Genomic DNA, 24,847 nt, shown 5'->3' with positions numbered 1-24,847 from the left:
GAAAGATCAAAAGATCGCAGCCTCGTTGCACTCGACAGCTCCTACAGAGTTTTGCGTACACCTGTAGGAGCTTTGCGATCTTTTGACGTTAAAAAACCCGCCATCCCCTAAGCAGGAATGGCGGGTTTTGTCGTTTCAGCCTTCAGGTCACACGGTATCCACCTTCAGCGAATGGTCATTCAACATGCCGTTGATGATGGTCGCCGTGTCATGCCCACCTGCAACCACCCCGCCCGCCCCCGGTGTGACGCCGTAGTGGCTGGCCAGGTTGACGCCGGCGAGGTCGATGGTCTGGTTCGGTGCCGCGCCGGCCATGGCGCTGACGTCGATGCTGGTGAGGACCGAGGCGCCGCTGCCGATGACTTTGAAGTGCAGGTAGTCATCCAGCGAGGCTGCCGTGCCGTTTTCGCCTTGCAGCAGTTGCGACAAGTCGAGTTTGTCGGTGCCAGGGGTGAAGTCGGTGACCACGTCGTGGCCGCTGTTGCCTTTGAGCCACTGGAAGGTGTCGGCCCCTGCCCCGCCGGTGAGGGTGTTGTTGCCCAGGCCGCCAATCAGGAAGTCGTCGCCGCCGCCACCCTTGAGAATGTCGTCGCCCAAACCGCCAGTGATGACGTTACTCAGGTTGTCGCCGGTGAGCGAGTCGTTGAAGTTGGAGCCTGTGAGGTTTTCGATGGCGGTCAAGGTGTCGGTGCCGGCGCCGCCGGTGTTTTGCGCGGTGGCCACGCTCAGGTCGACCGTAACCCCGGCGGTGGCGTGGGCGTAACTCACGGTGTCGATGCCGGTGCCGCCGTCGAGCAGGTCGTTGCCGGTGCCGCTGAACAGCAAGTCATTGCCAGCGCCGCCATGCAGCTCGTTGTTGCCGGAGCCGGCGGTGAGCACGTCGTTGCCGTCGCCGGCATTGAGGACGTTGTTGCCGGTGCCCGCCACCAACACATCGTCGCCGGCCGTGCCGGTGAGGGTGTGGCCATCCTGATAGCTGATGGTCACTGCCGCGCCGTCGCTGCCACCGTGGTTGTCGTTGGCGGTGTAGGTGCCGTGGGCATCCGGGGCGATGTCGTGGCCCCCGGCGTAATCGAGGGTCATGGTCAGCTGGTAGTATTCCGCGTTGTTCACGCCGCTGCCGCTGGTGTTGGTGATGTTGGTGACGTGGATCTGATAGGTCCCGTCCGCCGCCGCGGTGAGGGTTTGCCCGTCCGCGAGAGCGATCCAGGCACCGCCGTTGAGCGAGTACTCCATGGCGATGTGACCACCCGCCAGGTTGTGGCCCAGGTTGAGGGTTTCGCCCTGTTTGAGGTTGACGGTAATCCGGTCCTCATCGTTGGCATTGCCGGTGGTCACCCCGCCCAGGTAACCACTGACCACCAGCACCGCCGTCATGGTCGCCGCGTTCGCCGTAAAGGCATTGCGCACATTCGCCAGGACCTGGTTAGAGGTGTTGTTGCCGGTCGAGGAGAAGCTGATCGCCCCGGTGCCGGTGAAGTCGGCGCCTTTTGAAATCCAGCCGGTGTTGAAGTTGGTGGGTGACGCCGTCAGCGGATCGCCATTGGCATCAGTGTCGTTGGCCAGCAGCAATTCACCCGGTACCACGATGTTGCCCGAGAGCACGTTGGTGATGATGTGGTCATCGACCGCCACCGGCGCCGCGTTCGGAATGACTTTGACCGTCAGCGTGGAGCTGGCCAGGTCGCCATCGTTGTCGCTGGCGGTGAAGCCGATGTTTTCGGTGATCACCACTGCCGTGGTTTTTTGCGAGGTGTAGGTGTATTCGCCGGTGTCGAGATTGACCACCAGCGTGCCGCCATTGTTGGTGGCGATACTGATGCTGTTGTTCACCGTGTTGAACGTGCCGTGGTTGACGCCGCCACTGAAGTTCAGCGAACCCTGGTTGCTGTTGGCTTTAGGGTCGTAGGTGTACGTGGTGCCGTCGACCACGAGGGTTTTGATGAAGCCGCCATCGGCGCCGAACGTACCGCCTTCCAGCAACGTGCCCGTAACCGGCGCGCCGACCACCGTGCCCGAGAGTACCGAGCTGAGTTGGTTGAGATCGGTCACCACCACCGCGTTGGTGTTGGTGTGCGTGCTGCCGTCATAGGCCAGCGGATCGAGGTTGGCGTTGCTCACGCCGCTGCCCAGGCCGATCGCGTAGTTCTTGATGCTGTTGGCATCGAGGAAGGCTTTGAGCGCGGTTTCGTCTGCGGTGCCAATGTTGCCTTCGTTGGGTTTGCCGTCGGAGAAGAAGTAACCGATATTCTGCGCCCCGGTCAGTTTGCCCGAGGTGTTGAACGCGGTTTGCATCGTCGCGACAGCCGCATCGTAGTTGGTGCCACCGCCGGCAGTCAGGCCGGAGATAATCGACTTGGCCGTCGCCACATCAACCCAGATCGAAGTCTTGTCGGTAGCATTGCTGCTGAAGGTGACGATCTGCACTTTCACATCGCCCAGGTCGTCGTATTTGTCGAGCAAGGCACTGATCGCCTGCTTGGCCAGCGCCAGTCGCGACAGGCCGGGTACACCGGATGCGTCGGCCATACTGCCGGAGACGTCGATCACCAACAGCAGGTTGGAATCGATCTCGACCGCGGCCACCGAACGATCGGCGGCAACCGCTTTGGGCACGTCATCGACGATGTTCACCACGATGGTGCTGGTGGTGCTGTTGCCAGACGCATCCGTGGCTTTGTAGGTGAAGCTTTCGCTCAGGGTGTTCGGCCCGTCGTTGGCATTTGGCGAGGTTTTCGGTGCCGAGGTCAGGGTGTAGGTGTACGTGCCGTTGGGGTTGAGCAGCATTTGCCCGTACGTCCCGGTGGCGCTGCCGACCAGGGTGTAGGTGATCGCGCCACTGCCGCCGGTGACCGAACCGACCAGCGTACCGGTGGACGTTTCGCCGGTGTTGCCCGGGTCGCTGCCGGTGACGGTGCCGGCCGCCAGGTCTTGACCATCCTGGTTCAGGTCGAGGGCTTTTTCGTAGACCGTGACGTCCTGATCGACCACCGCTTTGAGGCCGCTGTCGGTGACGTTGATGGTGATGGTGGTGGTGCTTTCATCGCCATCGGAATCACGGATGGTGTAGGTGAACGTATCGGTGGCGCCCGCGATGCCAACCGAGTTCGGGTTGCTGTGGTACACGGCGTTGCCCGCCGCATCCAGGGTCAGGTAACCGTAGGTGCCGTTGATGTTGGTGCCCAGTCCACCGACCGCCGAAGTGGCGGTGTTGCTGCCGGCCCGCACGCCGATCACTGCCCCGCCGGCCGCCGCTCCGTCGGCGCCGAGTACGTCGTTGCCAAGCACGCTGATGTTGACCGTGGCGCCTTCGATCGCGCTGGCGGTGTTCGGCGCAGCGGTGGGCAAATCATCGACGATGTTGACGTTGATCTGACCCGTCGCGGTGCTGCCGTCGGTGTCCGTCGCCACCACGTTGAAGTTTTCGGTGAGGCTGTTGGCGCCGTTGGCGGTTGGATGGGTTTCATTGTCCGCCAGGGTGTAGCTGTAGCTGACCACGCCGGTCGCCGGGTTGTAACCCGTGATGGTCAACGTGCTGCCGAGCGGTGTCACCACCGATTGCGGGAAACCTGCCGCCACGCCGCCGGTGACCAGCGCAATGCCGCCCACGGTCAGGGTTTGCAGACCGTCCAGTGCGGTCACGGTGAAGGTGCCGCTCTGGGTCAGGGCTGGCGTGTTCGGGTTGGTGCCGTCACTGAGGTTTTTCTCGTAGACGGTCAGCTCACCGCCGTACACATCGAGGCCGTTGAGGGTGACCGGGTCGTTGTTGTTCTGGATGTTCAGCACCAGGTTGGCGGTGCTGGTATCGCCGTCGGCATCGGTGAGGGTGTAGGCGAAGGTTTCGGTGCCTGTGCCGCCGCCGTGCAGGTTTTTGAAGTCGGCATCGCTGGTGTTCAGCGTGTAGGTGTATGTGCCGTTGGCGTTGAGCACCAGGGTGCCGTAAGTCCCGGTGAAGGTGCCTGGGGTCACAGGTCCGGCGTTCGGCCCGGTGGCAACATGGTCCGCGCCCTGGACATCGTTAGTCAGGACGTTGCCGTTGAGGGTCAGAGCGGTTTCCGACGCCTTGGCGGCGTTGCTGTCGTCGAAGGCTTTTGGCACGTCATCGACGATCTTCACCACGATGGTGCTGGTGGTGCTGTTGCCCAGGGAATCGGTGGCCTGATAGGTAAAGCTTTCGGTCAGGGTATTCGCGCCGTCATTGACATGCGGCGTGGTGGTCGCAGGCGACGTCAGTGTGTAGGTATACGTGCCGTTGGGGTTGAGCTGGAGCTGGCCATAGTTGCCCGTGGCGCTGCCCACCAAGGTGTAAGTGATCGCGCCGATCGCACCGGTGACCGAGCCGACCAATGTGCCCTTGGCGGTTTCGCCGGTGCTGGTCGGGTCGCTGCCGATGACCGTGCCGGCCGCCAGGTCTTGCCCGTCCCTGGTCAGGTCGAGGGCTTTTTCGTAGACCGTCACGTCGGCATCGGTGGACGCGACGATGCAGCTGTTGGACACGTCGATGGTGATGGTGGTGGTGCTTTCGTCACCATCGGCATCGCGCACGGTGTAGGTGAACACGTCGATCGCGCCCGGGCCGTTCACCGCGTTGGGATTGCTGTGGTAGGTCGCGTTGCCGTTGGCGTCCAGCGTCAGGTAACCGTAGGTGCCATTGATGTTGGTGCCCAGGCCACCGATGGCTGAGGTCGAGGTGTCACTGCCGGCGCGCACGCCCACCACGGCGCCGCTGAGCGCCGGGCCGTCGGCACCGCCGATGTCGTTATCCAGCACGTTGCCCGAGACGGTCGCGCCTTCCGCGACCGAGGCGGAGTCCGCGTGTGCGGTGGGCAGGTCGTCGACGATGTTGACGTTAATCTGGCCCGACGCGGTGCTGCCGTCGGTGTCCGTCGCCACCACATTGAAGTTCTCGGTGATGCTGTTGGCACCGTTGGCGGTCGGGTGGGTTTCGTTATCGGCCAGGGTGTAGCTGTAGCTGATCACGCCAGTGGCCGGGTTGTAGCCGGTGATGGTCAGCGTGCTGCCCAACGGGGTGACGATCGATTGCGGGAAGCCTGCGGCAACACCACCGGTCACCACGTTGATCCCGCCCACGGTCAGGGTTTGCAGGCCATCGAGCGCCGTCACGGTGAAGGTGCCGCTCTGGGTCAGGGCCGGCGCGTTCGGGCTGGTGCCGTCGCTGAGGTTTTTCTCGTAGACGGTCAGTTCACCGCCGTAGACGTCGAGGCCGTTGAGGGTCACCGGGTCGTCGTTGTTGTGGATGTTCAGCACCAGGTTCGCGGTGCTGGTGTCGCCGTCGGCATCGGTGATGACGTAGGTAAAGGTTTCAGCGCCGCTGCCATTGCCGTGCAACGCTTTGAAGTCGGCGTCGCTGGTGTTCAGGGTGTAGGTGTACGTGCCGTTGGCGTTCAGAACGAGTGTGCCGTAGGTCCCGGTGAAGGTGCCGGGGGTGATCGGCCCGGCGCTTGGGCCCGTCGGAACTCGGTCGGCGCCTTGCACGTCATTGGTCAGGACGTTGCCGTTGAGTGTCAGCAGGGTTTCCGAAGCGGTGCCGGCGTTGCTGTCATTCACGGCTTGCGGCAGGTCGTCGACGATGTTCACGTCGAGGTTGCCGTTGGCGGTGGTGCCGTTGTCGTCGACCACGGTGACGGCGAACTGCTCGGAGATGCCGTTGGCGCCATTGGCCGTCGGATGCGCTTCGTTATCGGCCAGGGTGTAGCTGTAACTGACCACGCCGGTCGCGCTGTTGAAGCCGGTGATGGTCAGTGTGCTGCCGAGCGGCGTGACGATCGATTGCGGGAAGCCTGCGGAAACGCCGCCGACCACCACGTTGATGCCGCCAACGCTGAGGGTTTGCACGCCGTCGAGGGCGGTGATGGTGAAGGTGCCGCTTTGGGTCAGCGCTGGCGCGTCGGGGCTGCTGCCGTCGCTGAGGTTTTTCTCGTAGACGGTGAGTTCGCCGCCGTTGACGTTGAGGCCGTCAATGGTCACCGGGTCATCGTTGTTGTGGATCTCCAGCACCAGGTTGGCGGTGCTGGTGTCGCCGTCGGCATCGGTGAGGGTGTAGGTGAAATTCTCGGTGCCGTTGCCACCGCCGTGCAGCGCTTTGAAATCGGCGTCGCTGGTGTTGAGGGTGTAGGTGTACGTGCCGTTGGCGTTCAGCACCAACGTGCCATAAGTCCCGACGAAGGTGCCGGGCGTGATCGGGCCGGCGTTTTCGCCAGTGGTCACGCGGTCGGCGCCTTGCGAATCATTGGTCAGCACGTTGCCGTTGAGCGTCAGCAGGGTTTCCGAGGCGGTGCCGGCGTTGCTGTCATTCACGGCTTGGGGCAGGTCGTCGACGATGTTGACGTCGAGGTTGCCATTGGCGGTGGTGCCGTTGTCATCCACCACGGTGACGGCGAATTGTTCGGAAATACCATTGGCGCCGTTGGCGGTTGGATGCGCTTCGTTATCGGCCAGGGTGTAGCTGTAACTGACCACGCCGGTCGCGCTGTTGAAGCCGGTGATGGTCAGCGTGCTGCCGAGCGGCGTGGTGATGGATTGCGGGAAGCCTGCGGAAACGCCGCCGACCACCACGTTGATCCCGCCGACGCTGAGGGTTTGCACGCCGTCGAGGGCGGTGATGGTGAAGGTGCCGCTTTGGGTCAGCGCCGGTGCATCGGGGCTGCTACCGTCAGCGAGGTTTTTCTCGTAGACGACGAGTTCGCCGCCTTCGACGTTGAGGCCGCCAAGGGTGACCGGGTCATCGTTGTTGTGGATCTCCAACACCAGGTTGGCGGTGCTGGTGTCGCCATCGGCATCCGTCAGGGTGTAGGTGAAGGTTTCGGTGCCGCTGCCACCACCGTGCAACGCCTTGAAATCGGCATCGCTGATGTTCAGCGTGTAGGTGTAACTGCCGTTGGGATTGAGCACCAAGGTGCCGTAAGTCCCGGTGAAGGTGCCACCGATGATCGGCCCGCTGTTGGGGCCGGTGGGAATGCGGTCAGCGCCTTGCGAGTCGTTGGGCAGCACGCTGCCGGTCAGGGTCAGCAGGGTTTCCGAAGCGGTGCTGGCGTTGGTGTCATCGACCGCTTTGGGCACGTCGTCGGTGATGTTGACGTCCAGCGTGCCGGTGGCGGTATCGCCGTTGGAATCACCGGCGACCACGGTGAATTGTTCGCTGAGGTTGTTGGCACCCTCGCCGGCCGAATGGGTGTCGTTGCCGACCAGGGTGTAGCTGTAACTGACCACGCCAGTGGCCGGGTTGTAACCGGTGATCGTCAGGGTGTTGCCCAGTTGCGTGGTGATCGACTGCGGGAAGCCGATAGCCACCCCGCCCGAGATCACGTTGATCCCGCCGATGCTCAGGCTGCTCAGCCCGTCGGGCGCAGACACGGTGAAGGTGCCGTTCTGGATCAACGCGCCCGGATTGCTGGCAGAACCGTCGGCAAGGTTGGCTTCGTTGAGGGTCAGTTCGCCCCCCGCTACCGACAGGCCCGCGAGGGTGACCGGGTTGTTCGGCAAGACGCCTGTACCTCCTGAACCGGCACCGCCGTCGCCGTTGTCACCGTTGTCCGGATCACCGGCCAGACGCTCCAGCGGAAATTCGGGAATGCCGTTGAAGCCTGCGGTGGGGAAGCCAATGGTGGGATCGACCCGCCCGCCCACTTCTTCGAGCATGACGAAACTGTGGCCGCCGCCCGCCGCTCCACCGGGTGCACCGGTCGAAGTCGGGCCCGCCGCCGTGGCCTCAGCCGTTTGAGTCGGGTCATCGCCGGCTGCGATGGCTTTTTGCAGTTGCTCGACATCGGTCAGTTGCGCCTGAGTCGGCGTCACCGCTTCAGCGGTATCCACATGGGGCGCCTGGTGCGCGAGTAGCTGGGAGGTCATTTGCAGGCTGCTACCCCGCCCGAGGGTCAGTTCCTGGCCATTTTGCAGATGCACGGCCACCGCGCCTTCGGCCCCGGTGATCAACTGGTCGCCGGCGAACAATCGATCGCCCTCGACCAGCGCACGTCGGGTGCCACCGCTTTCCGCGAACACCTGACCAATGACTTTACTGACGATACCGATGAGCGTTGCCATGTGCATTTCCTCCGCTGCCAACCGCTGTCGGCACCCTGTTTGTGCGAAGAACGTGCTCATGGTTGAAGCAGGTTGCCTGGCGGATCGTCTGCGGAGCGCGTTTACCTGAGTAAGCCGCTGCCCCGGCGATCGTCTCACCAAGCGTGCCGCTCGTGGCCAATGTGTCCGTTTTTGGCAAAACCCCAATGTAATCAACAACCTTGGGGATCCAATCGCAAACACATTGCCCTTCGAGCGATGCGTAACGATTTTGAACCTGTTGAGTGACAAAAAAATGTCGCCTCAAAACCGTTTCGCTTCCCTCCCCTCCAGCACTTCTCCGCCCTATGTCGATAAGTGGATGGAACTTTCCTTAAACCCTCGAATGGTCCCTAGAGCTCCTGAATCAAGGGCTTTCAGAGTGAACAATGTGCTGGATTTTGCAGAGCGCATAAGTTTTTTTTGGAATAACTCCTATGAAAAAAATTTCTTAGCTACGCTCTAGAATGTTCTTAGCTACGTTGTTACAAGCATGAAACGGTTTTGCCTATAAATGTCGTCAAATATTTGGCGACTGATAAAGAACCATCAGGAATCAGGGAGATGTATCCATGCGCGTTTTAACCCCTCTTTGCAGCGCGGTTCTGCTGGCCATGGCCTGCACTTCCCACGCCCAAGCCATGTCGTTGACCGAGGCGATCCAAAGCACGATTGCGACCCATCCGGAGCTGGCCTCGCGTGTGGATTCGCGCCTGTCCGCGGATGAGCAGGTGAAAGTCGCCAAAGGGGGCTTTTATCCATCGGTGGACCTGAACGCCGCCTACGGGCGCGGGTACAGCGATAACACCAACACCCGGGCGTTCGGCAATCACCACACCGAAATCCTCACCTACACCCAATCCGAGCTGCGCCTGCGGCAGATGCTGTTCGACGGTTTCAACACCGCGAACGAAGTCGAACGCACCAAAGGCGTGGTCAACTCCCGGGCCTATTACGCCCAAGGCACCGCCCAGGACCTGGCGTTACGCACCATCGAGGTCTACCTCGAAGTGCTCAAGCGCCGCGAACTGGTGACCCTGGCCACCAACAACCTGCAGGCGCACTTGCGGGTCAACGACCAGATCGGCCTGCGCACCCAGCGTGGCGTCGGCAGCAACGCCGACTCCGACCAGTCCACTGCTCGCCGGGCACTGGCGCAGAACAACCTCGATACTGCCGAAGTCGACCTGGCGGATGCCGAGTCGAACTTCTACGCCGTTACCGGGCGCCTTCCCGATGAACTCGAAGCGCCGCCGTCGATCCGTGGCGAACTGCCCACCACCCTGCCGGAAGCCCAGCAAAGCATGGTGGAAAACAACCCGTACCTGAAATCCGCCCAGGCGGACGTGCAATCGGCCGAGAGCCAGTACGAAGTCGCCAAGTCGCCGTTCTACCCACGTTTCGACGCTGAAGCGGCGGTGGGCGCGAACAACAACGTGCAAGGCGATGAAGGCCACGACAACGAATGGCGCGTGGGCGTGGTGATGAACTACAACCTGTTCCGCGGCGGCAGCGACAAGGCTCGCCTGGCCTCCGATGCGCATCAGATCAACCAGGCGATGGACATCCGCAACAACGCCCTGCGCCAACTCAACGAGAACATCCACCTGGCCTGGAACGCCATGGTCAATGCCAAGAAACAGACCCCGACTGCCCGCGAATACGCGGATACCAGCCGACGTGTGCGCCTGGCGTATCAGGATCAGTTCGGCCTCGGCCAACGCACCCTGCTCGACTTGCTCGACAGTGAAAACGAGCTCTACAACGCCAATCGCCGCTACACCGAAGTGCGCTACACCGAGGAATATTCGATGTACCGCGTGCTGGCGAACATGGGCCAGTTGCTGAGCAAACAACGGGTGGTATTGCCCGCCGATGCGATCGCCTCCACCGAAGTGAAAAACGAAGCCCGTTTGCCTGAACTGAAATAGGCCTGTGGAGAGATCAATTTGACCAGCATGGAACCCGGCAACACCGGTGTCGATCCGCGCCTGAGCTTCGATGACCCGCTTCTGGACGGTCTGTTGATCCTCTGCAAACTCCATGGCGCGACAGTCAGTCGCGCCAGCCTGAGTGCCGGGCTGCCCCTGAACAAGCAGCGCTTGAGCCTGGACCTGTTGCCGCGGGCAGCCGCCCGGGCCAGCTTGCAGGCGCGGGTGCTGCGCCGCGAACTGGCGGACATTTCCGCGCTCAACCTGCCCGTGATGCTGATCCTCAACAATGGCCGCACCGCCATCCTGCGACGCTACGGCGAGGACGGTCGGTTGCTGATTCTGCCCAGTGAAGCGGACGGCGGTGAACAATGGGTCAGCCGTGAAGAGCTGGCCGAAAACTACAGTGGCCAGGCCTTGTTCGCCCGGCCACGCCATGAACTCGAAGACCTGCGCTCGCCGCTGGTGCCGCGCGTGGAAGCGTGGTTTCGCGACACCTTGAAGCTGTCGAAATGGCTGTACAGCGATGCGATCCTGGCGAGTTTCCTGATCAACCTTTTGGGGTTGATGGTGCCGCTGTTCGTGATGCAAACCTACGACCGTGTGGTGCCGAACCAGGCCACGTCGACCTTGTGGGTGCTGTCGATCGGCTTGCTGATCGGCACCGGTTTCGAACTGGTGCTGCGGGTGGTGCGCGCACATTTGCTGGACACCGCCGGGAAGAAAACCGATGTGATTCTTTCCGCGACGTTGTTCGAACGCATCACCGGCATGGCGATGAAAGCGCGGCCGGCAACCATCGGCGGTTTCGCCCAGAGCATCCATGACTTCCAGGGCCTGCGCGAATTCCTCACCGCCGTCACGCTGACCAGCCTGATCGACCTGCCCTTTGCCGTGCTGATGCTGGTGGTGATCGGCTTGCTCGGTGGCTGGCTGGTGGTCATTCCATTGTTGGCGTTTCCGATCACGATCATTTTTGCGATGGTGATTCAGGTACGTCTGCGCGACACCGTGCAGAAAAGCCTGAGCCTCGGTGCCGAACGCCAGGCCCTGCTGATCGAAACCCTCGGCGGCCTGGAAACCCTGAAAGCGTGCAGCGCCGAAAGCGAACGCCAGCACAAATGGGAAAGCACCCACGGCGCCCTCACCCGCCTCGACAGCCACGCGCGCAACCTCTCGGCGCTGGCCACCAACGGCACGCTGTTCATCCAGCAATTCTCCGGCATGGCGACCATCGTCGCCGGGGTCTACAGCATCATCGCCGGCAACCTCAGCGTCGGTGCGCTGGTGGCAACCTACATGCTCGGCAGCCGCGTACTCGCGCCGTTGGGACAGATTGCCGGGCTGATCACCCGCTACCAGCAAGCGCAGCTGACCATGAAAAGCACTGATGCGCTGATGTCCTTGCCGCAAGAGCGCGATGCCAACCAGCGGCCGCTGGAGCGCACGCAGCTGCAAGGTGCGATGGACGTCAGCGGCGTGACCTTCCACTACAACGGCCAGAACGCCCCGGCCCTGTCCAACGTCAGTTTCAGCGTCAAACCCGGCGAACGGATCGGCATCATCGGTCGTAGCGGCTCGGGCAAAAGCACCCTGGCACGCCTGGTGATGGGATTTTATGCGCCGGAAGAAGGCCAGTTGCTGATCGATGGGCTGGACCTGCGGCAACTCGATGTCGCCGACCTGCGCCAGCAAATCGGTTACGTCGCCCATGACCTGCCACTGCTCGCTGGCAGTCTGCGCGACAACTTGACCCTCGGCGCCCGCTATATCAGCGATTCACGGATGCTCGAAGTCGCCGAACTGACCGGTGTCACCGAACTGGCGCGTCAGCATCCGCAAGGTTTTGACCGGCCCGTGGGCGAACGCGGGCAGTTGCTGTCCGGCGGTCAGCGTCAAGCCGTGCTGCTGGCCCGGGCCTTGTTGCTGGACCCGCCGATCATGCTGCTCGACGAACCCACCAGCGCCATGGACAACAGCAGCGAAGATGTTTTGCGGCAGAAACTCCACGGCTGGGTGCAGGGCAAAACCTTGCTGCTGGTGACTCACCGCACCTCGATGCTCAGCCTGGTGGATCGGCTGCTGGTGCTGGATAACGGGCGGATCGTTGCCGACGGTCCGAAAGAAGCGGTCATCGATGCACTGCGCAAGGGCCGTGTCGGCTCTGCGGCTGTCTAGGAGCTACCCATGGCCCGTTCATCTTCCGACACGCCACAAGACCGGGGCTACTTCGGCAGTTTCGGCAAAACCGCCGAAAGCGAATTCATGCCGGAAACCGCCGGCGCTTCGCTGCAGGATTCACCGCGCTGGTCGCGGATCACCGTGTGGCTGGCCGCAGCGCTGCTGATTACCGCGCTGGTCTGGGCCAAGTTTGCGGTGCTGCAAGAAGTCACCATGGGCGAAGGCAAGGCGATCCCGTCGAGCAAGGTCCAGGTGATCCAGAACCTTGAAGGTGGCATCGTCACCGAGATCTTCGTGCGCGAAGGGCAAATGGTGAACAAGGGCGACACTTTGCTGCGCCTCGATGACACGCGGTTCCTGTCAAATAAGGGCGAGAGCGAGGCGGATCGTTATGCGCTGACGGCACAGGTCGAACGACTGTCAGCCGAAGCGGAAGGTCGGCCGTTCAAGCTGTCGCCGGAGGTGATCGCCAAGGCCCCGCAAGTGGCCGAGGACGAGCGCTCGCTGTACGAACAACGCCAGCGTCGACTGGCCAGTGAGCAACGGACGCTGAGTGAACAACTGCGGCAGAAAACCCAGGAACTGGCGGAATTCCGCTCCAAGCAAGGTCAGTTCAGTTCGAGCCTGGCGCTGCTGCAACAAGAGATGAACATGTCCGCGCCGCTGGTGGGCACCGGGGCGGTTTCACCAGTGGAAATCCTGCGACTCAAACGCAGCGCGGTGGAGATTCGCGGCTCGCTGAATGCGACGACGCTGGCAATTCCCCGGGCGGAATCGGCGATCAACGAGATCAGAAGCAAGATTGATGAATCGGAACAATCCTTCCGCTCGGACGCGGCGAAAGAGCTGAATGAAAAACGCACCGACCTGTCGAAAATCACAGCCTCGAGCATCGCCATCGATGACCGCGTGACCCGCACCACCGTGGTGTCGCCGGTGCACGGGATTATCAAGGTGCTGAAGGTGAATACCATCGGCGGTGTGGTTCAACCCGGCAGCGACATGGTGGAAATCGTCCCGATTGAAGACAACTTGCTGATCGAAGCCAAGGTGCGGCCGCAGGACGTGGCGTTCCTGCACCCGGGGCAGAAAGCGATGGTGAAATTCAGCGCGTACGACTACACGATTTATGGCGGGTTGACGGCCAAGCTGGAGTTGATTGGTGCGGACACGATTACTGATGACAAGGGCAACAGCTTTTATCTGATTCAGGTGCGGACCGACAAGAATCACCTGGGCGGGGATGTGAAACCGTTGTTGATTATTCCGGGGATGGTGGCGACGGTGGATATCATCACTGGCGAGAAAAGCGTGTTGGATTACTTGTTGAAACCGGTGCTGAAAGCACGGACGGAGGCGATGCGGGAGCGGTAGTCTCTGGCTGGAATTTGCTGCGATTGTTCTGCCGTCTTCGCGAGCAAGCCCGCTCCCACAGGTGACCGAGTTCCTTCAGGGGAAAATGCGATCAACTGTGGGAGCGGGCTTGCTCGCGAAGAGGCCATCACTAACACCGACTATTTCGGCCCATGGTTACGCAAAAAGGTCTCCTCCCCCATCGCCGCAATCTGCCCCTCGATCAACGCTTCGAACGGTCTTAACAAGGGTTCAAAAGAGGTCGGTGCTTCCAGCGTCTGCAACGCCTGAACAATCGCTTCCACCGTCGACAACGCCCCCGGCCCCGGGGCTTTGCGCAGTCGATACCGAGACACCCCGCCGTCCGCCAATGTCACTCTCGGCAACGCCGCCAACAACGGATTGAGGTGCAACATCTTGCGCGCCTTGCGCCAGGTGCCATCCGGTACGACCAGCAATAGCGGCTGGTCATTCGCGGTGTACGCCTGCAACGGTTGCGCATCGTCGGCAGGAAACAACAACCGCGCCTGATACCCCGGCGGGTTCAGCAGCGCCGGCAAGTCCTCGAACACCTCACCGACAATCAACTCGGCATTCTTCAAACCCAACGCGGCCAGTCGCGCGGTGTTCAGCGCATGGTTCACTTCGCTCGGATGCTGCAACAGCAACACCCGGGTGCGGCTGTCGAGGCTCGGGATCAACGGGCACAGGCAATGGGTTTGCGGGCGCAGGCAGCGCGGGCACTGGATTCTGGACATGTTCTCAGGCCTGGTTCAGTTGTGCTTTGAGCAGATCGCGGAAGGTCTGGATCAGCGGCTCGCGACTGCGGCCACGGCGCACGATCATCGAGAACGGCGCCTGATAACCGAAGGTCGCCGGCAACAATACGCGCAAATCGCCCTTGTCCGCCCAGGCTTGGGCGTAGTGCTCCGGCAGGTAGCCGATGTAGGCGCCAGACAGCACCAGAATCAGCTGCGCCTCCATACTTTCCACGGTCGCGGCGCTGTGCTTGAAACCGTGACGGGCCAGTTCGGCCTGGCTCCAGTAACCCCGGCCGACCATGCGCTGCTGGGTGATGACTTGCTCGGGAATACGCCGTTCGGTGAACAGCGGATGACGGCTGCTGCAATACAACCAGTGTTGTTCGCGATAGAGCGGCATATAGACCAGACCGCTCATGCGCGTGGAAAACGCACCGATGGCCAGGTCGAGACGGTTGTCCTGGACGCCGAGCTGCAATTCGTAGGGGCTCATGACCGACAGGTGCAAATGCACGGCCGGGTGTTCCTGGCTGTAGGCGCCGATGGCTTCGGCGAACGGCAAGGCCTTGTCGCTGACGGTGGAGTCGATCACGCCCAGGTTCAGCGTGCCGCGCAATTCGCCCTTCAACGCCGCCGCGTATTGTTCGAAACCTTCGAGTTCGCCCAATAGACGCAGGGTTTCCTGATGGAACAACTCGCCCTTGCTGGTCAGGCTGAAACCACCGCGACCGCGATGGCAGAGCACCAGGCCGAGGGCGGCTTCGAGCTGGCTCATGTAGGTGCTGATGGCCGAAGTCGAGAGGTTGAGCTCTTGCTGGGCGTTGGCGAACCCCTGATGACGCACCACGCTGACAAAGATGCGTAACAATTTCAGGTCGGGTAAAGCGTTGGCCATGGGGTTCTCCAAACACCAGCGAAATCGTTTCGTTTCCTACGAGCCCTGTAGGAGCTGTCGAGTGAAACGAGGCTGCGATCTTTTGATCTTGCTTTTAAAAAGATCAAGATCAAAAGATCGCAGCCTCGTTTCACTCGACAGCTCCTACAGACAATCTGTCTCAGGCGGGGAAGTCTATCGCCCCCTCGTCCATTAGTTTAGAAAAATCTGAACTAAGTATTTGCCCGTAGCGATTCTTCCCGGCCACTACATTTCGCAGAATCGGCCCCCAACGGTGCCCGTACCTCCCCGGAGCGGAGCAACCGACATAAATAAAACAACGACGATGAGGCCTTACCCGTGGACAAGATTCTTCACCAACCACTGGGCGGCAATGAAATGCCGCGCTTCGGCGGCATCGCCACCATGATGCGACTCCCCCATTTGCCTACCGCTGCCGGTCTGGATGCTGCCTTTGTTGGCGTTCCGCTGGACATCGGCACCTCGCTGCGCCCCGGCACCCGTTTCGGACCTCGCGAAATCCGCGCTGAATCGGTGATGATCCGCCCGTACAACATGGCGACCGGCGCTGCACCGTTCGACTCGCTGTCGGTGGCCGACATCGGCGACGTGGCGATCAACACGTTCAACCTGCTGGACGCCGTGCGGATCATCGAAGAATCCTACGACGCCATCCTCGAACACAACGTGATCCCGCTGACCCTGGGCGGCGACCACACCATCACCCTGCCGATCCTGCGTGCGATTCACAAGAAGCACGGCAAGGTCGGCCTGGTGCACATCGACGCTCACGCCGATGTGAACGATCACATGTTTGGCGAGAAAGTCGCCCACGGCACCACCTTCCGTCGCGCCGCCGAAGAAGGCCTGATCGACTGCGATCGCGTGGTGCAAATCGGCTTGCGCGCTCAGGGCTACACCTCCGAAGACTTCAACTGGAGCCGTAAACAAGGCTTCCGTGTGGTTCAGGCTGAAGAGTGCTGGCACAAATCCCTGGCCCCGCTGATGGCTGAAGTCCGCGAGAAAGTCGGCGGCGGCCCGGTGTACCTGACGTTTGACATCGACGGCATCGACCCGGCCTGGGCCCCAGGCACCGGCACCCCGGAAATCGGTGGTCTGACGACCATTCAGGCGATCGAGATCATTCGCGGCTGCCAAGGCCTCGACCTGATCGGCTGCGATCTGGTAGAAGTCTCGCCCGCCTACGACACCACCGGCAACACCTCGCTGCTGGCCGCCAACTTGCTGTACGAAATGCTCTGCGTACTGCCGGGCGTGGCCCACCGCTGAGGATTGGTCATGAACGAACGTGATCAGGTGTTGAAAGCCGCCGCCGATCTGGTGTCCGCCTTCGCCTGTAATGATCGCGAAGCCTACTTCGGCGCGTTCAGCGCCGACGCCAGCTTCGTGTTCTACACCCTCGAGCAGCCCTTGCTGTCGCGCGATGCCTATCAGGCGTTGTGGGACACCTGGCGCGCCGAGGATGGCTTCGAGGTGCTTGCGTGCACGTCGAGCAACGCTTTCGTCAGCCTGCAGGGTGACGTGGCGATTTTCATCCATGACGTGGCCACCGAGCTGCGCATGCAAGGGGAGCAACACTTCAGCCAGGAGCGCGAGACGATTGTGTTTCGCCGACAACAACAAGGCCTATGGCTGGCCTGCCACGAACATTTGTCCGCGATGCCGGAAGGGCTGCCACCCCCTTAGCCAAACAGGTGACGCTCACACACGATGAGCGCGCCTTTATGATCGGAGCTGATCATGAATAACAACAACAACGACCAAAGCCTTACGCAGATTGAAACCCACGGGGTCGAACAGATCCCGGACAACGAACGCACCGCAGGCCCGACGGACTTGTTCCGGATGATCTTCGGTGGTTCCAACACCTTTGCCACCGCCGTGCTCGGCAGTTTCCCGGTGCTGTTCGGCCTGTCTTTTCAGGCCGGCGTCTGGGCAATTGTGCTGGGCGTGCTGCTGGGCTCGCTGATCCTCGCGCCGATGGGCCTGTTCGGCCCGATCAATGGCACCAACAACGCCGTGTCGTCCGGTGCGCACTTCGGCGTGCACGGGCGGATCGTCGGTTCGTTCCTGTCGCTGTTGACCGCCATCGCCTTCTTCTCGCTCTCGGTGTGGAGTTCGGGTGATGCGCTGATCGGTGGTGCAAAACGCCTGATCGGCCTGCCCGAAACCGACCTGAGCCTGGGCCTGGCCTACGGTCTGTTCGCGATCCTGGTGCTGACAGTCTGCATCTACGGCTTCCGCTTCCTGTTGTGGGTCAACAAGATCGCGGTGTGGAGCGCCAGTCTGCTGTTCCTGCTGGGCATCTTCGCCTTCGCCGGGCCTTTCGATGTGAACTACGCCGGCACCGTGAGCATGGGGCAACCGGGTTTCTGGGCAGCCTTCATTGGCGCTGCGCTGGTAGCGATGAGCAACCCGATTTCCTTCGGGGCGTTCCTCGGTGACTGGTCGCGTTACATCCCGCGTGACACCTCCAAGCGCCGGATCATGGCCGCCGTGGTGATCTCGCAGATCGCAACCTTCATCCCGTTCCTGTTCGGCCTCGCCACCGCCACCATCGTGGCGATCAAGGCGCCGGACTATATCGCGGCCAACAACTACGTCGGCGGCCTGCTGGCGGTCTCGCCGAGCTGGTTCTTCCTGCCGGTGTGCCTGATCGCAGTGATCGGCGGCATGTCCACCGGCACCACTTCGCTGTATGGCACAGGGCTGGACATGTCCAGCGTGTTCCCGCGAGTGCTGTCGCGGGTCAAGGCGACGTTGCTGATCGGTGTGATGTCGATTGCCTTCATCTTCATAGGGCGCTTTGCGGCGAACCTGGTGCAGAGCGTGTCGACTTTCGCTGTGCTGATCATCACCTGCACCACCCCGTGGATGGTGATCATGATCATCGGTCTGCTGGTGCGTCGCGGCTTCTATTGCCCGGATGACCTGCAAGTGTTCACCCGCGGCGAGAAAGGTGGCCGCTACTGGTTCACCCACGGCTGGAACTGGCGTGGGCTGGGTGCCTGGATCCCGAGTGCTGCGGTCGGTCTGTGCTTTGTAAACCTGCCGGGGCAATTCGTTGGCCCGCTGGGTGAACTGGCGGGCGGCATCGACATCAGCCTGCCGGTGACCCTCGGCCTGGCCTCGCTGGTGTACCTGACGCTGCTGAGTCTGTTCCCGGAACCGGCTGCGGTGTTCGGCCCGAATGATGCACGCAGCAAGTGCACGGATTCGCTCGGTAAACCGGCGATGCGACAAGCCGCCTGATTCAACGCATTACCTGTGATCAACGCATTACCTGTAGGAGCGAGCGGTGCGGCGATCCGACTTGCCCGCGAAGGCGGCGGCACATTCAACATCAATGTTGACTGACACACCGCTTTCGCGGGCTAGTCGGATCGCCGCACCGCTCGCTCCTACAGGAATTGATGTTCCACAGGGATTGATTTTCGCCTCACCATAAAAAAGACAATCGGAGACACGCCATCATGGCTTTGGATTTATTCGTCGTACTCATCTACGCCGCCGCGATGCTGATACTCGGCTACTACGGCATGCGCAAGGCCAAGACCAACGAAGACTTTTTGGTTGCCGGTCGTAACCTCGGCCCGAGCCTGTACATGGGCACCATGGCCGCCACCGTTCTGGGCGGCGCGTCCACCGTCGGCACCGTGCGCCTGGGCTACGTCCATGGCATCTCCGGTTTCTGGCTGTGCGCCGCACTGGGTTGCGGGATCGTCGCGCTGAACCTGTTCCTCGCCAAACCGCTGCTGAAACTGAAGATCTACACCGTTACCCAGGTGCTGGAAAAACGCTACAACCCGATGGCCCGCACCGCGAGCGCGGTGATCATGCTGGCGTACGCGCTGATGATCGGCGTGGTCTCGATCCTGGCCATTGGCACCGTGCTGCAAGTGCTGTTCGACCTGCCGTTCTGGATGTCGGTATTGGTCGGCGGTGGCGTGGTGGTGATTTATTCGGCGATCGGCGGCATGTGGTCCCTGACCCTGACCGACATCGTCCAGTTCGTCATCAAGACCGTGGGCCTGATGTTCATCCTGTTGCCAATCTGCCTGTACCGCGTCGGTGGTTGGGATGAGTTGGTGTTGAAACTGCCGGCAACCGCCTTCAGCTTCACCACGATTGGCTGGGACACCATCATCACCTACTTCATGATCTACTTCTTCGGGATCCTGATCGGCCAGGACATCTGGCAGCGTGTGTTCACCGTCAAGAGCGCCAAGGTTGCTCAAGTCGCCGGTACATTCGCAGGCTTCTACTGCATCCTCTACGGACTGGCCTGCGCCCTGATCGGCATGGCCGCTCATGTGCTGATCCCGGACCTGGACAACGTCAACAACGCCTTCGCCGCCATCGTCAAACTGTCCCTGCCGGACGGTATCCGTGGCCTGGTGATCGCTGCTGCCCTGGCGGCCATGATGTCCACCGCCAGCGCCGGCCTGCTCGCCGCCGCCACCACCCTGACCGAAGACCTGCTGCCGAAACTGCGCGGCGGTAAACAGTCGAGCCTGGGTATCAACCGCCTGTTCACCCTGCTGACCGGCATCGTCGTGCTGGGTATCGCGCTGGTAGTCAACGACGTGATCAGCGCGCTGACCCTGGCCTACAACCTGTTGGTGGGCGGCATGCTGATCCCGCTGATCGGTGCAATCTTCTGGAAACGCGCAACCACCGCCGGCGCCATCGCCAGCATGGGCATGGGCTTTGCCACCGCGCTGCTGTTCATGATCAAGGACGGTATGGACGCCAACACCCCGATCTACTACAGCCTCGCTGTAGGTCTGGTGAGTTTCGTGGTGGTCAGCTTGCTGTCCCCTCGTCCGGCAACGGTGGCCAGCGCCGCCTAAGCTGAACATAACGACTTGATGCTTTCTTCGACGGGTGTGGCGTCGGTTGCCACACCCGTTTTTTTTTCGTCTGGAGAAAACCTTTGATGAAGATTGTTTCTCGCGATCAGTGGTTCGAGGTCAAACAGCTCAGTGACGGTATTCGGCTGATTCACGAGCCTTACATCCGGCCCTTCTATCGCTGCAACCTCTGGCACATCCAGGGTCGCGACAAAGACTTGCTGCTCGACAGCGGTTCCGGGCTGGTGAGCCTGCGCGAGCAACTGCCGTGGATCACCGAACGGCCCTTGGTGGCGGTGGCCAGTCATTGCCATTTCGATCACATCGCCGGTCATCACGAGTTTGCCGAACGGCTGGTGCATCCGGCCGAGGCCGACATCCTGGCAGCACCTGACGGCGAAAACGATTTGAGTCGGGCGTTTGTCGGTGACGAGATGTTCGAGGCGCACCCGGACTGTCCGCTGTGCTACGCCGAATACCGGGTCAAAGCCGCGCCGGCCACGGGGATGATTGAAGAAGGCGACGTGCTAGACCTGGGCAATCGCGTGCTGCAAGTGCTGCACACGCCGGGGCATTCGCCGGGTGGCATCAGCCTGTACGAAGCCGCGACCGAGACCCTGTTCAGCGGCGACATCATCTACGACGGGCCGCTGATCGAAGACGCCTACCATTCCAATCTCGACGACTACGCCCACAGCTTGCAGCGCTTGCGCGCGTTGCCGATCCGCACGGTGCACGGCGGGCATTTTGGGAGTTTTTCCGGGGAGCATTTGCGCACGATGATTGACGAGTGGCAGCGCTCACACGCCTGAAGCCTGCTGTACTCAAGCCCAGGGAAAACAACAATAACGCCCTCGAAGAACCACCATGAAAAGAGCTGCCGTTCGCGCCGCCGCGCACCGTTTCATCAGCCGCCTGCTGGAGAGTCAGGATGATTTCGACGACAACGCCAGCCTGGCGCAGTTGGGACTGGATAAACAGGACATTGAAGAGCTGATCTTCCATCTGGAGGATGAGCTGGGGTTGACGGCGTTTACGGCGGAAGAAGACCGGATGCTCAAGGACGCCAGGACGGCGAATGATTTGAGTCGGTTTTTGGTGGAGATTGGGCGGGATTGAATCCTCCCACTATCTTGAATTCACCTGTTTTTCTGTAAGAACTGCCGAACACCACGAGGCTGCGTTCGGCCGCGCTGCAATCGCCAACCCTGCGCGCTGGCTGTTTCTGACACACCGCATCGTCTGATTTCACGACGACTTCGTCGCCGAACGCAGCCTCGCGCTGCTCGACAGCTGCTACAGCAACAGCTGCGTCGCTTTTACCGGCGGCGCTGCTGGCGTCGACGCTGTTCGTCGTCAGTGCGAATAGGCACAGGTTGCAGAGGCGGTTCAATCAAACCGAGTGCAACACCCAGATCGTGCAGCCAGTTTTGGATTTTCTCTTTCATGGTGCCCCCTTCAGGGTAGTGCCGAGCGACCGGAATTCTGTAGCCGCTTCGCACTGATAATAGTCCGAAGTCCTACGTATTGCTCGGCCAAATCCGCAATGATCTGTTACTGAATGGATCAAAATACCTGACCGATAGTTCAAGCAATCGCCGAAACCTGCATCGGCGCCGACGGATAGACCGCCTGTTGCTGCTCAATCCACGCGTTCAGGTTGGCGCCGACCATGCCCTTGCGCCACATCAGCCAGGTCGTCGCATGAGCAAACGGTTCCGCCAACGGGTGCACCGCCACGCTCTCGCGGCCCGGCAGGCTGGCGAGCATCGACTCCGACATCAACGCCACACCCGAGCCGGCAATCACACACGCCAGCATCCCCGGATAGGACTCGATCTCCATTGCCCGGCCCATCGCCGCGTGGTCATGGGCGAACCAGGCTTCCAGGCGCATCCGGTAGGAACAGCCCTGACGAAAGGTAAACACCGAGCGCCCTTCCACATCCAGCGCGCTACGGACCGGCGGGTGATCGGCCTCGCTGATCAGCACCAGCCGCTCGTCGCATAACGGCACACCGTCCAGGCCGGCCAGCTCCAGCGGGCCGTCCACCAGTGCCGCGTCGAGACGACCGGTGAGCAAACCTTCAAGCAATTCGCCGCTGGGCCCGGACTGCACTTGCAGGTTCACTGCCGGGTACGTGCGGTGATAACGCGCCAATAACCCCGGCAGATGAATCGCCGCCGTGCTGTACATGGTGCCCAGCACGAAGTCCCCGGCTGGTTGCCCGCCCTGCACCGCCGCCTGGGCTTCGTCGTGCAAATTGAACAGCTTGGCGGTGTAGTCCAGCAAGACTTTTCCCGCAGGCGACAACTGCAAACGCTGACGCTCGCGGACGAAGAGTTCTACACCCAGCTGCTCTTCAAGTTGCTTAAGCCGCGTCGACAGGTTCGACGGCACTCGATGCAAACGTTCGGCAGCCCGGGTGATCGAGCCTTCCTGCGCCACCGCCTGGAAGATCCTCAACTGGCTGAATTCCACGATCTTCTCCAAATCAGAACAAGTTACTCACTATTATTCATTTTTAAAGAAAGTCAATCAGCCCTAGCCTGACGGTCATTGATCCTTTGCCGGAACCCAGACCATGTCTCCACTGATCCGCTTACTCGCCAGTTTTATTGCCCTGATGATGGCCATGGGCATCGGCCGTTTCGCCCTCACGCCGCAAATGCCGCACCTGCTCAGCGAAGGTCAGATCGACCTGACCGCCGCCGGTCTGATTGCCGCCGCCAACTACCTCGGCTACTTCGTCGGCGCGCTGGACGCTATGTTCTCTCGCCGTCCTGCACAGGTCCGCAGCCGACTGCTCGGTGGGTTGTGGCTGTGTGTGCTGCTGACGCTTGCATCGTTCTGGGCCAACGGATTCTGGTCGCACCTGGTGCTGCGCTTCGGTACCGGGGTCGCCAGCGCCTGGGTGTTGGTGATGATCACGGCGTTGAGCCAGCCACTGGCAGCGGCAGCGGGTCGTCCACGACTGGGCGCCCTGGTATTCGCCGGACCGGGCTTGGGGATTTTTCTGACAGGGTTGTTGGCCTTGGGCTCGAATCTGCTGGGGCAGACGTCAGCCACCTTGTGGCTGGTGTATGCCGTTGTCGCCCTGGTGATGCTATTGGGAATTCTGCCGTTTTTGCCGCAATCGACCGGCGCTGTGGTTGCTGCACCGAGCTCAGGCACCTCCAGCCATCAAGGCATCGGCCGTTTAGGTGTGATCTACGGTTTGTACGGTTTGGGCTACATCATCCCCGCCACGTTCCTTTCGCAAATGGCCAGCGCCCAGTTCCATGGCCAATGGCAGGCCGACCTGTTCTGGCCGTGCTTCGGCCTCGCGTCGGCCATCGGCGTGCTGCTGGTCAGTCTGCGTCGACAAACCCCGAATGGCACTCGCCAGTGGCTGATGGCAACGCTGTGGCTGCAAGCCGCCGGCGTCTTCGCCTGCCTGCTGGGCACCGGGTCGGGCCTGGCGCTGGGGGTGATTCTTTGCGGCACGCCGTTCCTGGCCTGCATGCAATTGGTGATGCAACGCTCCCGGGAACTGGCACCCCACGCCACTCAACGCAACGCCGGGATGCTAACGGCGTGCTTTGCCGTGGGTCAGCTCGCCGGACCGTTGCTGGCGGCGCTGAGCAGCCATTTCAGTGGCGGCTTACAGCCAGCGCTGGTGGTCGCCGGCAGCGGTTTGCTTGTCGCTGGTGGTCTGCTGTTGCGTCCGGTCACTGCTGCCCAAGGGCTTTGCGCAAACGACGGCGCACCCACTGCTCAGCGCTGACAAAGGTGATGCCTAGCAGCACCAGCACGGCACCGATGACGAAGTTCAGGCTCAGCTCTTCACCCAGCAACACCACGCCGAACGTGACGCCGAAAAGCGGCGTCATGAACGAAAACACCGCCAGGTTCGCCGCCAGATAACGGCGCAACAACCAGAACCACGTCAGGTAGCTGAAGAACGACACGACCAGTCCCTGGAACAGCACGCTGGCCACCGCGACGGTGGTCAGGCTGACATGGGTCACCTGGCCACTGAGGATCGCGATCAGCAGCAGGCCGACGAAGCCGACGATCAGTTGATAGAACAGCGTCAGCGTGACCGGGGCTTCCGACAGTCGCGAAGCGCGCACCACCACCGTGGTCGCGCCCCAGGATGCGCCGGCCAGCACGCCCAACGCATCGCCCATCAACATGCGGTGATCGAGGTTGTCCCAGGACACGCCACCGGCAAACGCGATGGCGATCCCGACGAAGGCGAGGAATATCCCCAGCCATTGCACGGGTCTCAATCGTTCACTCGGCAACAGCCAGTGCACGCCCAACGCGGTAAAAATCGGCGCGGTGTAAAGGAACACCGACATGTGCGCGGCCGTGGTCAGTTGCAAGCCTTCGGAAATGAAGAAGAACTCCAGGCCGAACAGCGCACCCGCCAGCAAGCCACCGCGCCAGGTGCTGCCGACCTGGTCCCAGCCGCCCTTCCAGCAGATCAACAATCCTACGAGCAACGCGGAAATACCCGACCGCCCCGCCGCTTGCATGACCGGCGCGATGTCGGGCGCCGCCCATTTGATCATCACCTGCTGCACGCCCCAGATCAGGCACAGCCCGATCATCACTTGCAGGGCAAACCCATCGGCGCTTCGCCGGGTGGCGCTCACCGGAAGACCTCGACAACACAAAACATGGCAGTGACTCGACAGTAAAAACAAAGCCCCGGCCTGCTTGCTGAACAAGTGCCGGGGCGAAAAATGATGCTGTCGATTATTAACCAAACGGCCAGAAAAT

General features: G+C 61.6%; 16 protein-coding genes. 10 read left to right on the top strand and 6 right to left on the bottom strand.

Annotated features, from left to right (window positions below):
- Positions 1–147: 147 nt before the first annotated feature.
- Complete coding sequence (locus ACA049_RS07770; RefSeq protein ID WP_497334425.1) at positions 148–8,064, bottom strand: retention module-containing protein; 7,917 nt, start codon at positions 8,062–8,064, stop codon at positions 148–150.
- Between the two features lie 590 nt (positions 8,065–8,654).
- On the opposite strand from ACA049_RS07770, the gene ACA049_RS07765 reads away from it, so the two are divergent.
- Genes ACA049_RS07765 through ACA049_RS07755 form a run of 3 tightly spaced genes read left to right on the top strand, consistent with a single transcriptional unit; the run spans position 8,655 to position 13,568 of the window.
- Entirely contained in the window at positions 8,655–10,013 is a 1,359-nt protein-coding gene (locus ACA049_RS07765; RefSeq protein ID WP_497334423.1) for a TolC family outer membrane protein, read from the top strand.
- A gap of 18 nt (positions 10,014–10,031) precedes the next feature.
- Entirely contained in the window at positions 10,032–12,191 is a 2,160-nt protein-coding gene (locus ACA049_RS07760) for a type I secretion system permease/ATPase (RefSeq protein WP_497334421.1), read from the top strand.
- 9 nt (positions 12,192–12,200) lie between these two features.
- Positions 12,201–13,568, top strand: coding sequence for an HlyD family type I secretion periplasmic adaptor subunit (locus ACA049_RS07755; RefSeq protein ID WP_497334419.1), 1,368 nt, complete (start codon positions 12,201–12,203; stop codon positions 13,566–13,568).
- 140 nt (positions 13,569–13,708) lie between these two features.
- Here ACA049_RS07755 and ACA049_RS07750 read toward each other — a convergent pair whose 3' ends face one another.
- Both ACA049_RS07750 and ACA049_RS07745 read right to left on the bottom strand, forming a co-directional pair.
- Complete coding sequence (locus ACA049_RS07750; protein WP_497334417.1) at positions 13,709–14,305, bottom strand: tRNA-uridine aminocarboxypropyltransferase; 597 nt, start codon at positions 14,303–14,305, stop codon at positions 13,709–13,711.
- Between the two features lie 4 nt (positions 14,306–14,309).
- Entirely contained in the window at positions 14,310–15,203 is an 894-nt protein-coding gene (locus tag ACA049_RS07745; protein ID WP_007945995.1) for a LysR family transcriptional regulator, read from the bottom strand.
- 339 nt (positions 15,204–15,542) lie between these two features.
- Here ACA049_RS07745 and speB point away from each other — a divergent pair, with 339 nt between their 5' ends.
- The 6 genes from speB to ACA049_RS07715 all read left to right on the top strand — a co-directional run bounded on the left by speB (position 15,543) and on the right by ACA049_RS07715 (position 21,196).
- Entirely contained in the window at positions 15,543–16,493 is a 951-nt protein-coding gene (gene speB, locus ACA049_RS07740; RefSeq protein ID WP_010462004.1) for an agmatinase, read from the top strand.
- Between the two features lie 9 nt (positions 16,494–16,502).
- Positions 16,503–16,910 carry a YybH family protein gene (locus tag ACA049_RS07735; RefSeq protein WP_497334415.1) on the top strand — a complete coding sequence of 136 codons (408 nt, stop codon included), beginning with the start codon at positions 16,503–16,505 and terminating at the stop codon, positions 16,908–16,910.
- A 54-nt stretch (positions 16,911–16,964) separates the two neighbouring features.
- Entirely contained in the window at positions 16,965–18,476 is a 1,512-nt protein-coding gene (locus ACA049_RS07730; RefSeq protein WP_497334413.1) for a purine-cytosine permease family protein, read from the top strand.
- A gap of 221 nt (positions 18,477–18,697) precedes the next feature.
- Positions 18,698–20,077: a sodium:solute symporter family protein gene (locus tag ACA049_RS07725; RefSeq protein ID WP_497334411.1), complete on the top strand. Its 1,380-nt coding sequence runs from the start codon at positions 18,698–18,700 to the stop codon at positions 20,075–20,077.
- An 86-nt stretch (positions 20,078–20,163) separates the two neighbouring features.
- Positions 20,164–20,889 (top strand): MBL fold metallo-hydrolase, encoded by a 726-nt coding sequence (locus ACA049_RS07720; RefSeq protein WP_497334409.1) that lies wholly within the window; start codon positions 20,164–20,166, stop codon positions 20,887–20,889.
- Positions 20,890–20,944: 55 nt separating this feature from the next.
- Positions 20,945–21,196: an acyl carrier protein gene (locus ACA049_RS07715; protein WP_497334407.1), complete on the top strand. Its 252-nt coding sequence runs from the start codon at positions 20,945–20,947 to the stop codon at positions 21,194–21,196.
- 200 nt (positions 21,197–21,396) lie between these two features.
- Here the strand turns inward: ACA049_RS07715 and ACA049_RS07710 are convergent, their stop codons facing one another.
- A complete protein-coding gene (locus tag ACA049_RS07710; protein ID WP_007914492.1) occupies positions 21,397–21,525 on the bottom strand; it encodes a PA1414 family protein in 129 nt (42 codons plus the stop codon).
- 139 nt (positions 21,526–21,664) lie between these two features.
- Positions 21,665–22,558, bottom strand: coding sequence for a putrescine utilization regulator PtrR (gene ptrR, locus ACA049_RS07705; RefSeq protein ID WP_497334405.1), 894 nt, complete (start codon positions 22,556–22,558; stop codon positions 21,665–21,667).
- 103 nt (positions 22,559–22,661) lie between these two features.
- Between ptrR and ACA049_RS07700 the strand changes: the two genes are divergently transcribed.
- Positions 22,662–23,843 carry an MFS transporter gene (locus ACA049_RS07700; protein ID WP_497334403.1) on the top strand — a complete coding sequence of 394 codons (1,182 nt, stop codon included), beginning with the start codon at positions 22,662–22,664 and terminating at the stop codon, positions 23,841–23,843.
- On the opposite strand, the gene ACA049_RS07695 is transcribed toward ACA049_RS07700, so the two are convergent.
- Positions 23,788–24,720, bottom strand: a complete 933-nt coding sequence (locus ACA049_RS07695) for a DMT family transporter (protein ID WP_438657585.1) — start codon at positions 24,718–24,720, stop codon at positions 23,788–23,790. The genes ACA049_RS07700 and ACA049_RS07695 overlap by 56 nt on opposite strands.
- Positions 24,721–24,847 lie beyond the last annotated feature (127 nt).

The sequence above is a fragment of the Pseudomonas sp. LBUM1662 genome, assembly GCF_059695915.1.
The sequence above is the reverse complement of the archived record's forward strand: the minus strand, read 5'-3'. Positions and strand labels throughout refer to the sequence as shown.

Coding starts and splice junctions, on each gene's coding strand:
- ACA049_RS07770 (WP_497334425.1), bottom strand. CDS start 8,064: ATGGCAACGCTCATCGGTATCGTCAGTAAAGTCATTGGTCAGGTGTTC.
- ACA049_RS07765 (WP_497334423.1), top strand. CDS start 8,655: ATGCGCGTTTTAACCCCTCTTTGCAGCGCGGTTCTGCTGGCCATGGCC.
- ACA049_RS07755 (WP_497334419.1), top strand. CDS start 12,201: ATGGCCCGTTCATCTTCCGACACGCCACAAGACCGGGGCTACTTCGGC.
- ACA049_RS07750 (WP_497334417.1), bottom strand. CDS start 14,305: ATGTCCAGAATCCAGTGCCCGCGCTGCCTGCGCCCGCAAACCCATTGC.
- ACA049_RS07745 (WP_007945995.1), bottom strand. CDS start 15,203: ATGGCCAACGCTTTACCCGACCTGAAATTGTTACGCATCTTTGTCAGC.
- ACA049_RS07735 (WP_497334415.1), top strand. CDS start 16,503: ATGAACGAACGTGATCAGGTGTTGAAAGCCGCCGCCGATCTGGTGTCC.
- ACA049_RS07730 (WP_497334413.1), top strand. CDS start 16,965: ATGAATAACAACAACAACGACCAAAGCCTTACGCAGATTGAAACCCAC.
- ACA049_RS07725 (WP_497334411.1), top strand. CDS start 18,698: ATGGCTTTGGATTTATTCGTCGTACTCATCTACGCCGCCGCGATGCTG.
- ACA049_RS07720 (WP_497334409.1), top strand. CDS start 20,164: ATGAAGATTGTTTCTCGCGATCAGTGGTTCGAGGTCAAACAGCTCAGT.
- ACA049_RS07715 (WP_497334407.1), top strand. CDS start 20,945: ATGAAAAGAGCTGCCGTTCGCGCCGCCGCGCACCGTTTCATCAGCCGC.
- ACA049_RS07710 (WP_007914492.1), bottom strand. CDS start 21,525: ATGAAAGAGAAAATCCAAAACTGGCTGCACGATCTGGGTGTTGCACTC.
- ACA049_RS07700 (WP_497334403.1), top strand. CDS start 22,662: ATGTCTCCACTGATCCGCTTACTCGCCAGTTTTATTGCCCTGATGATG.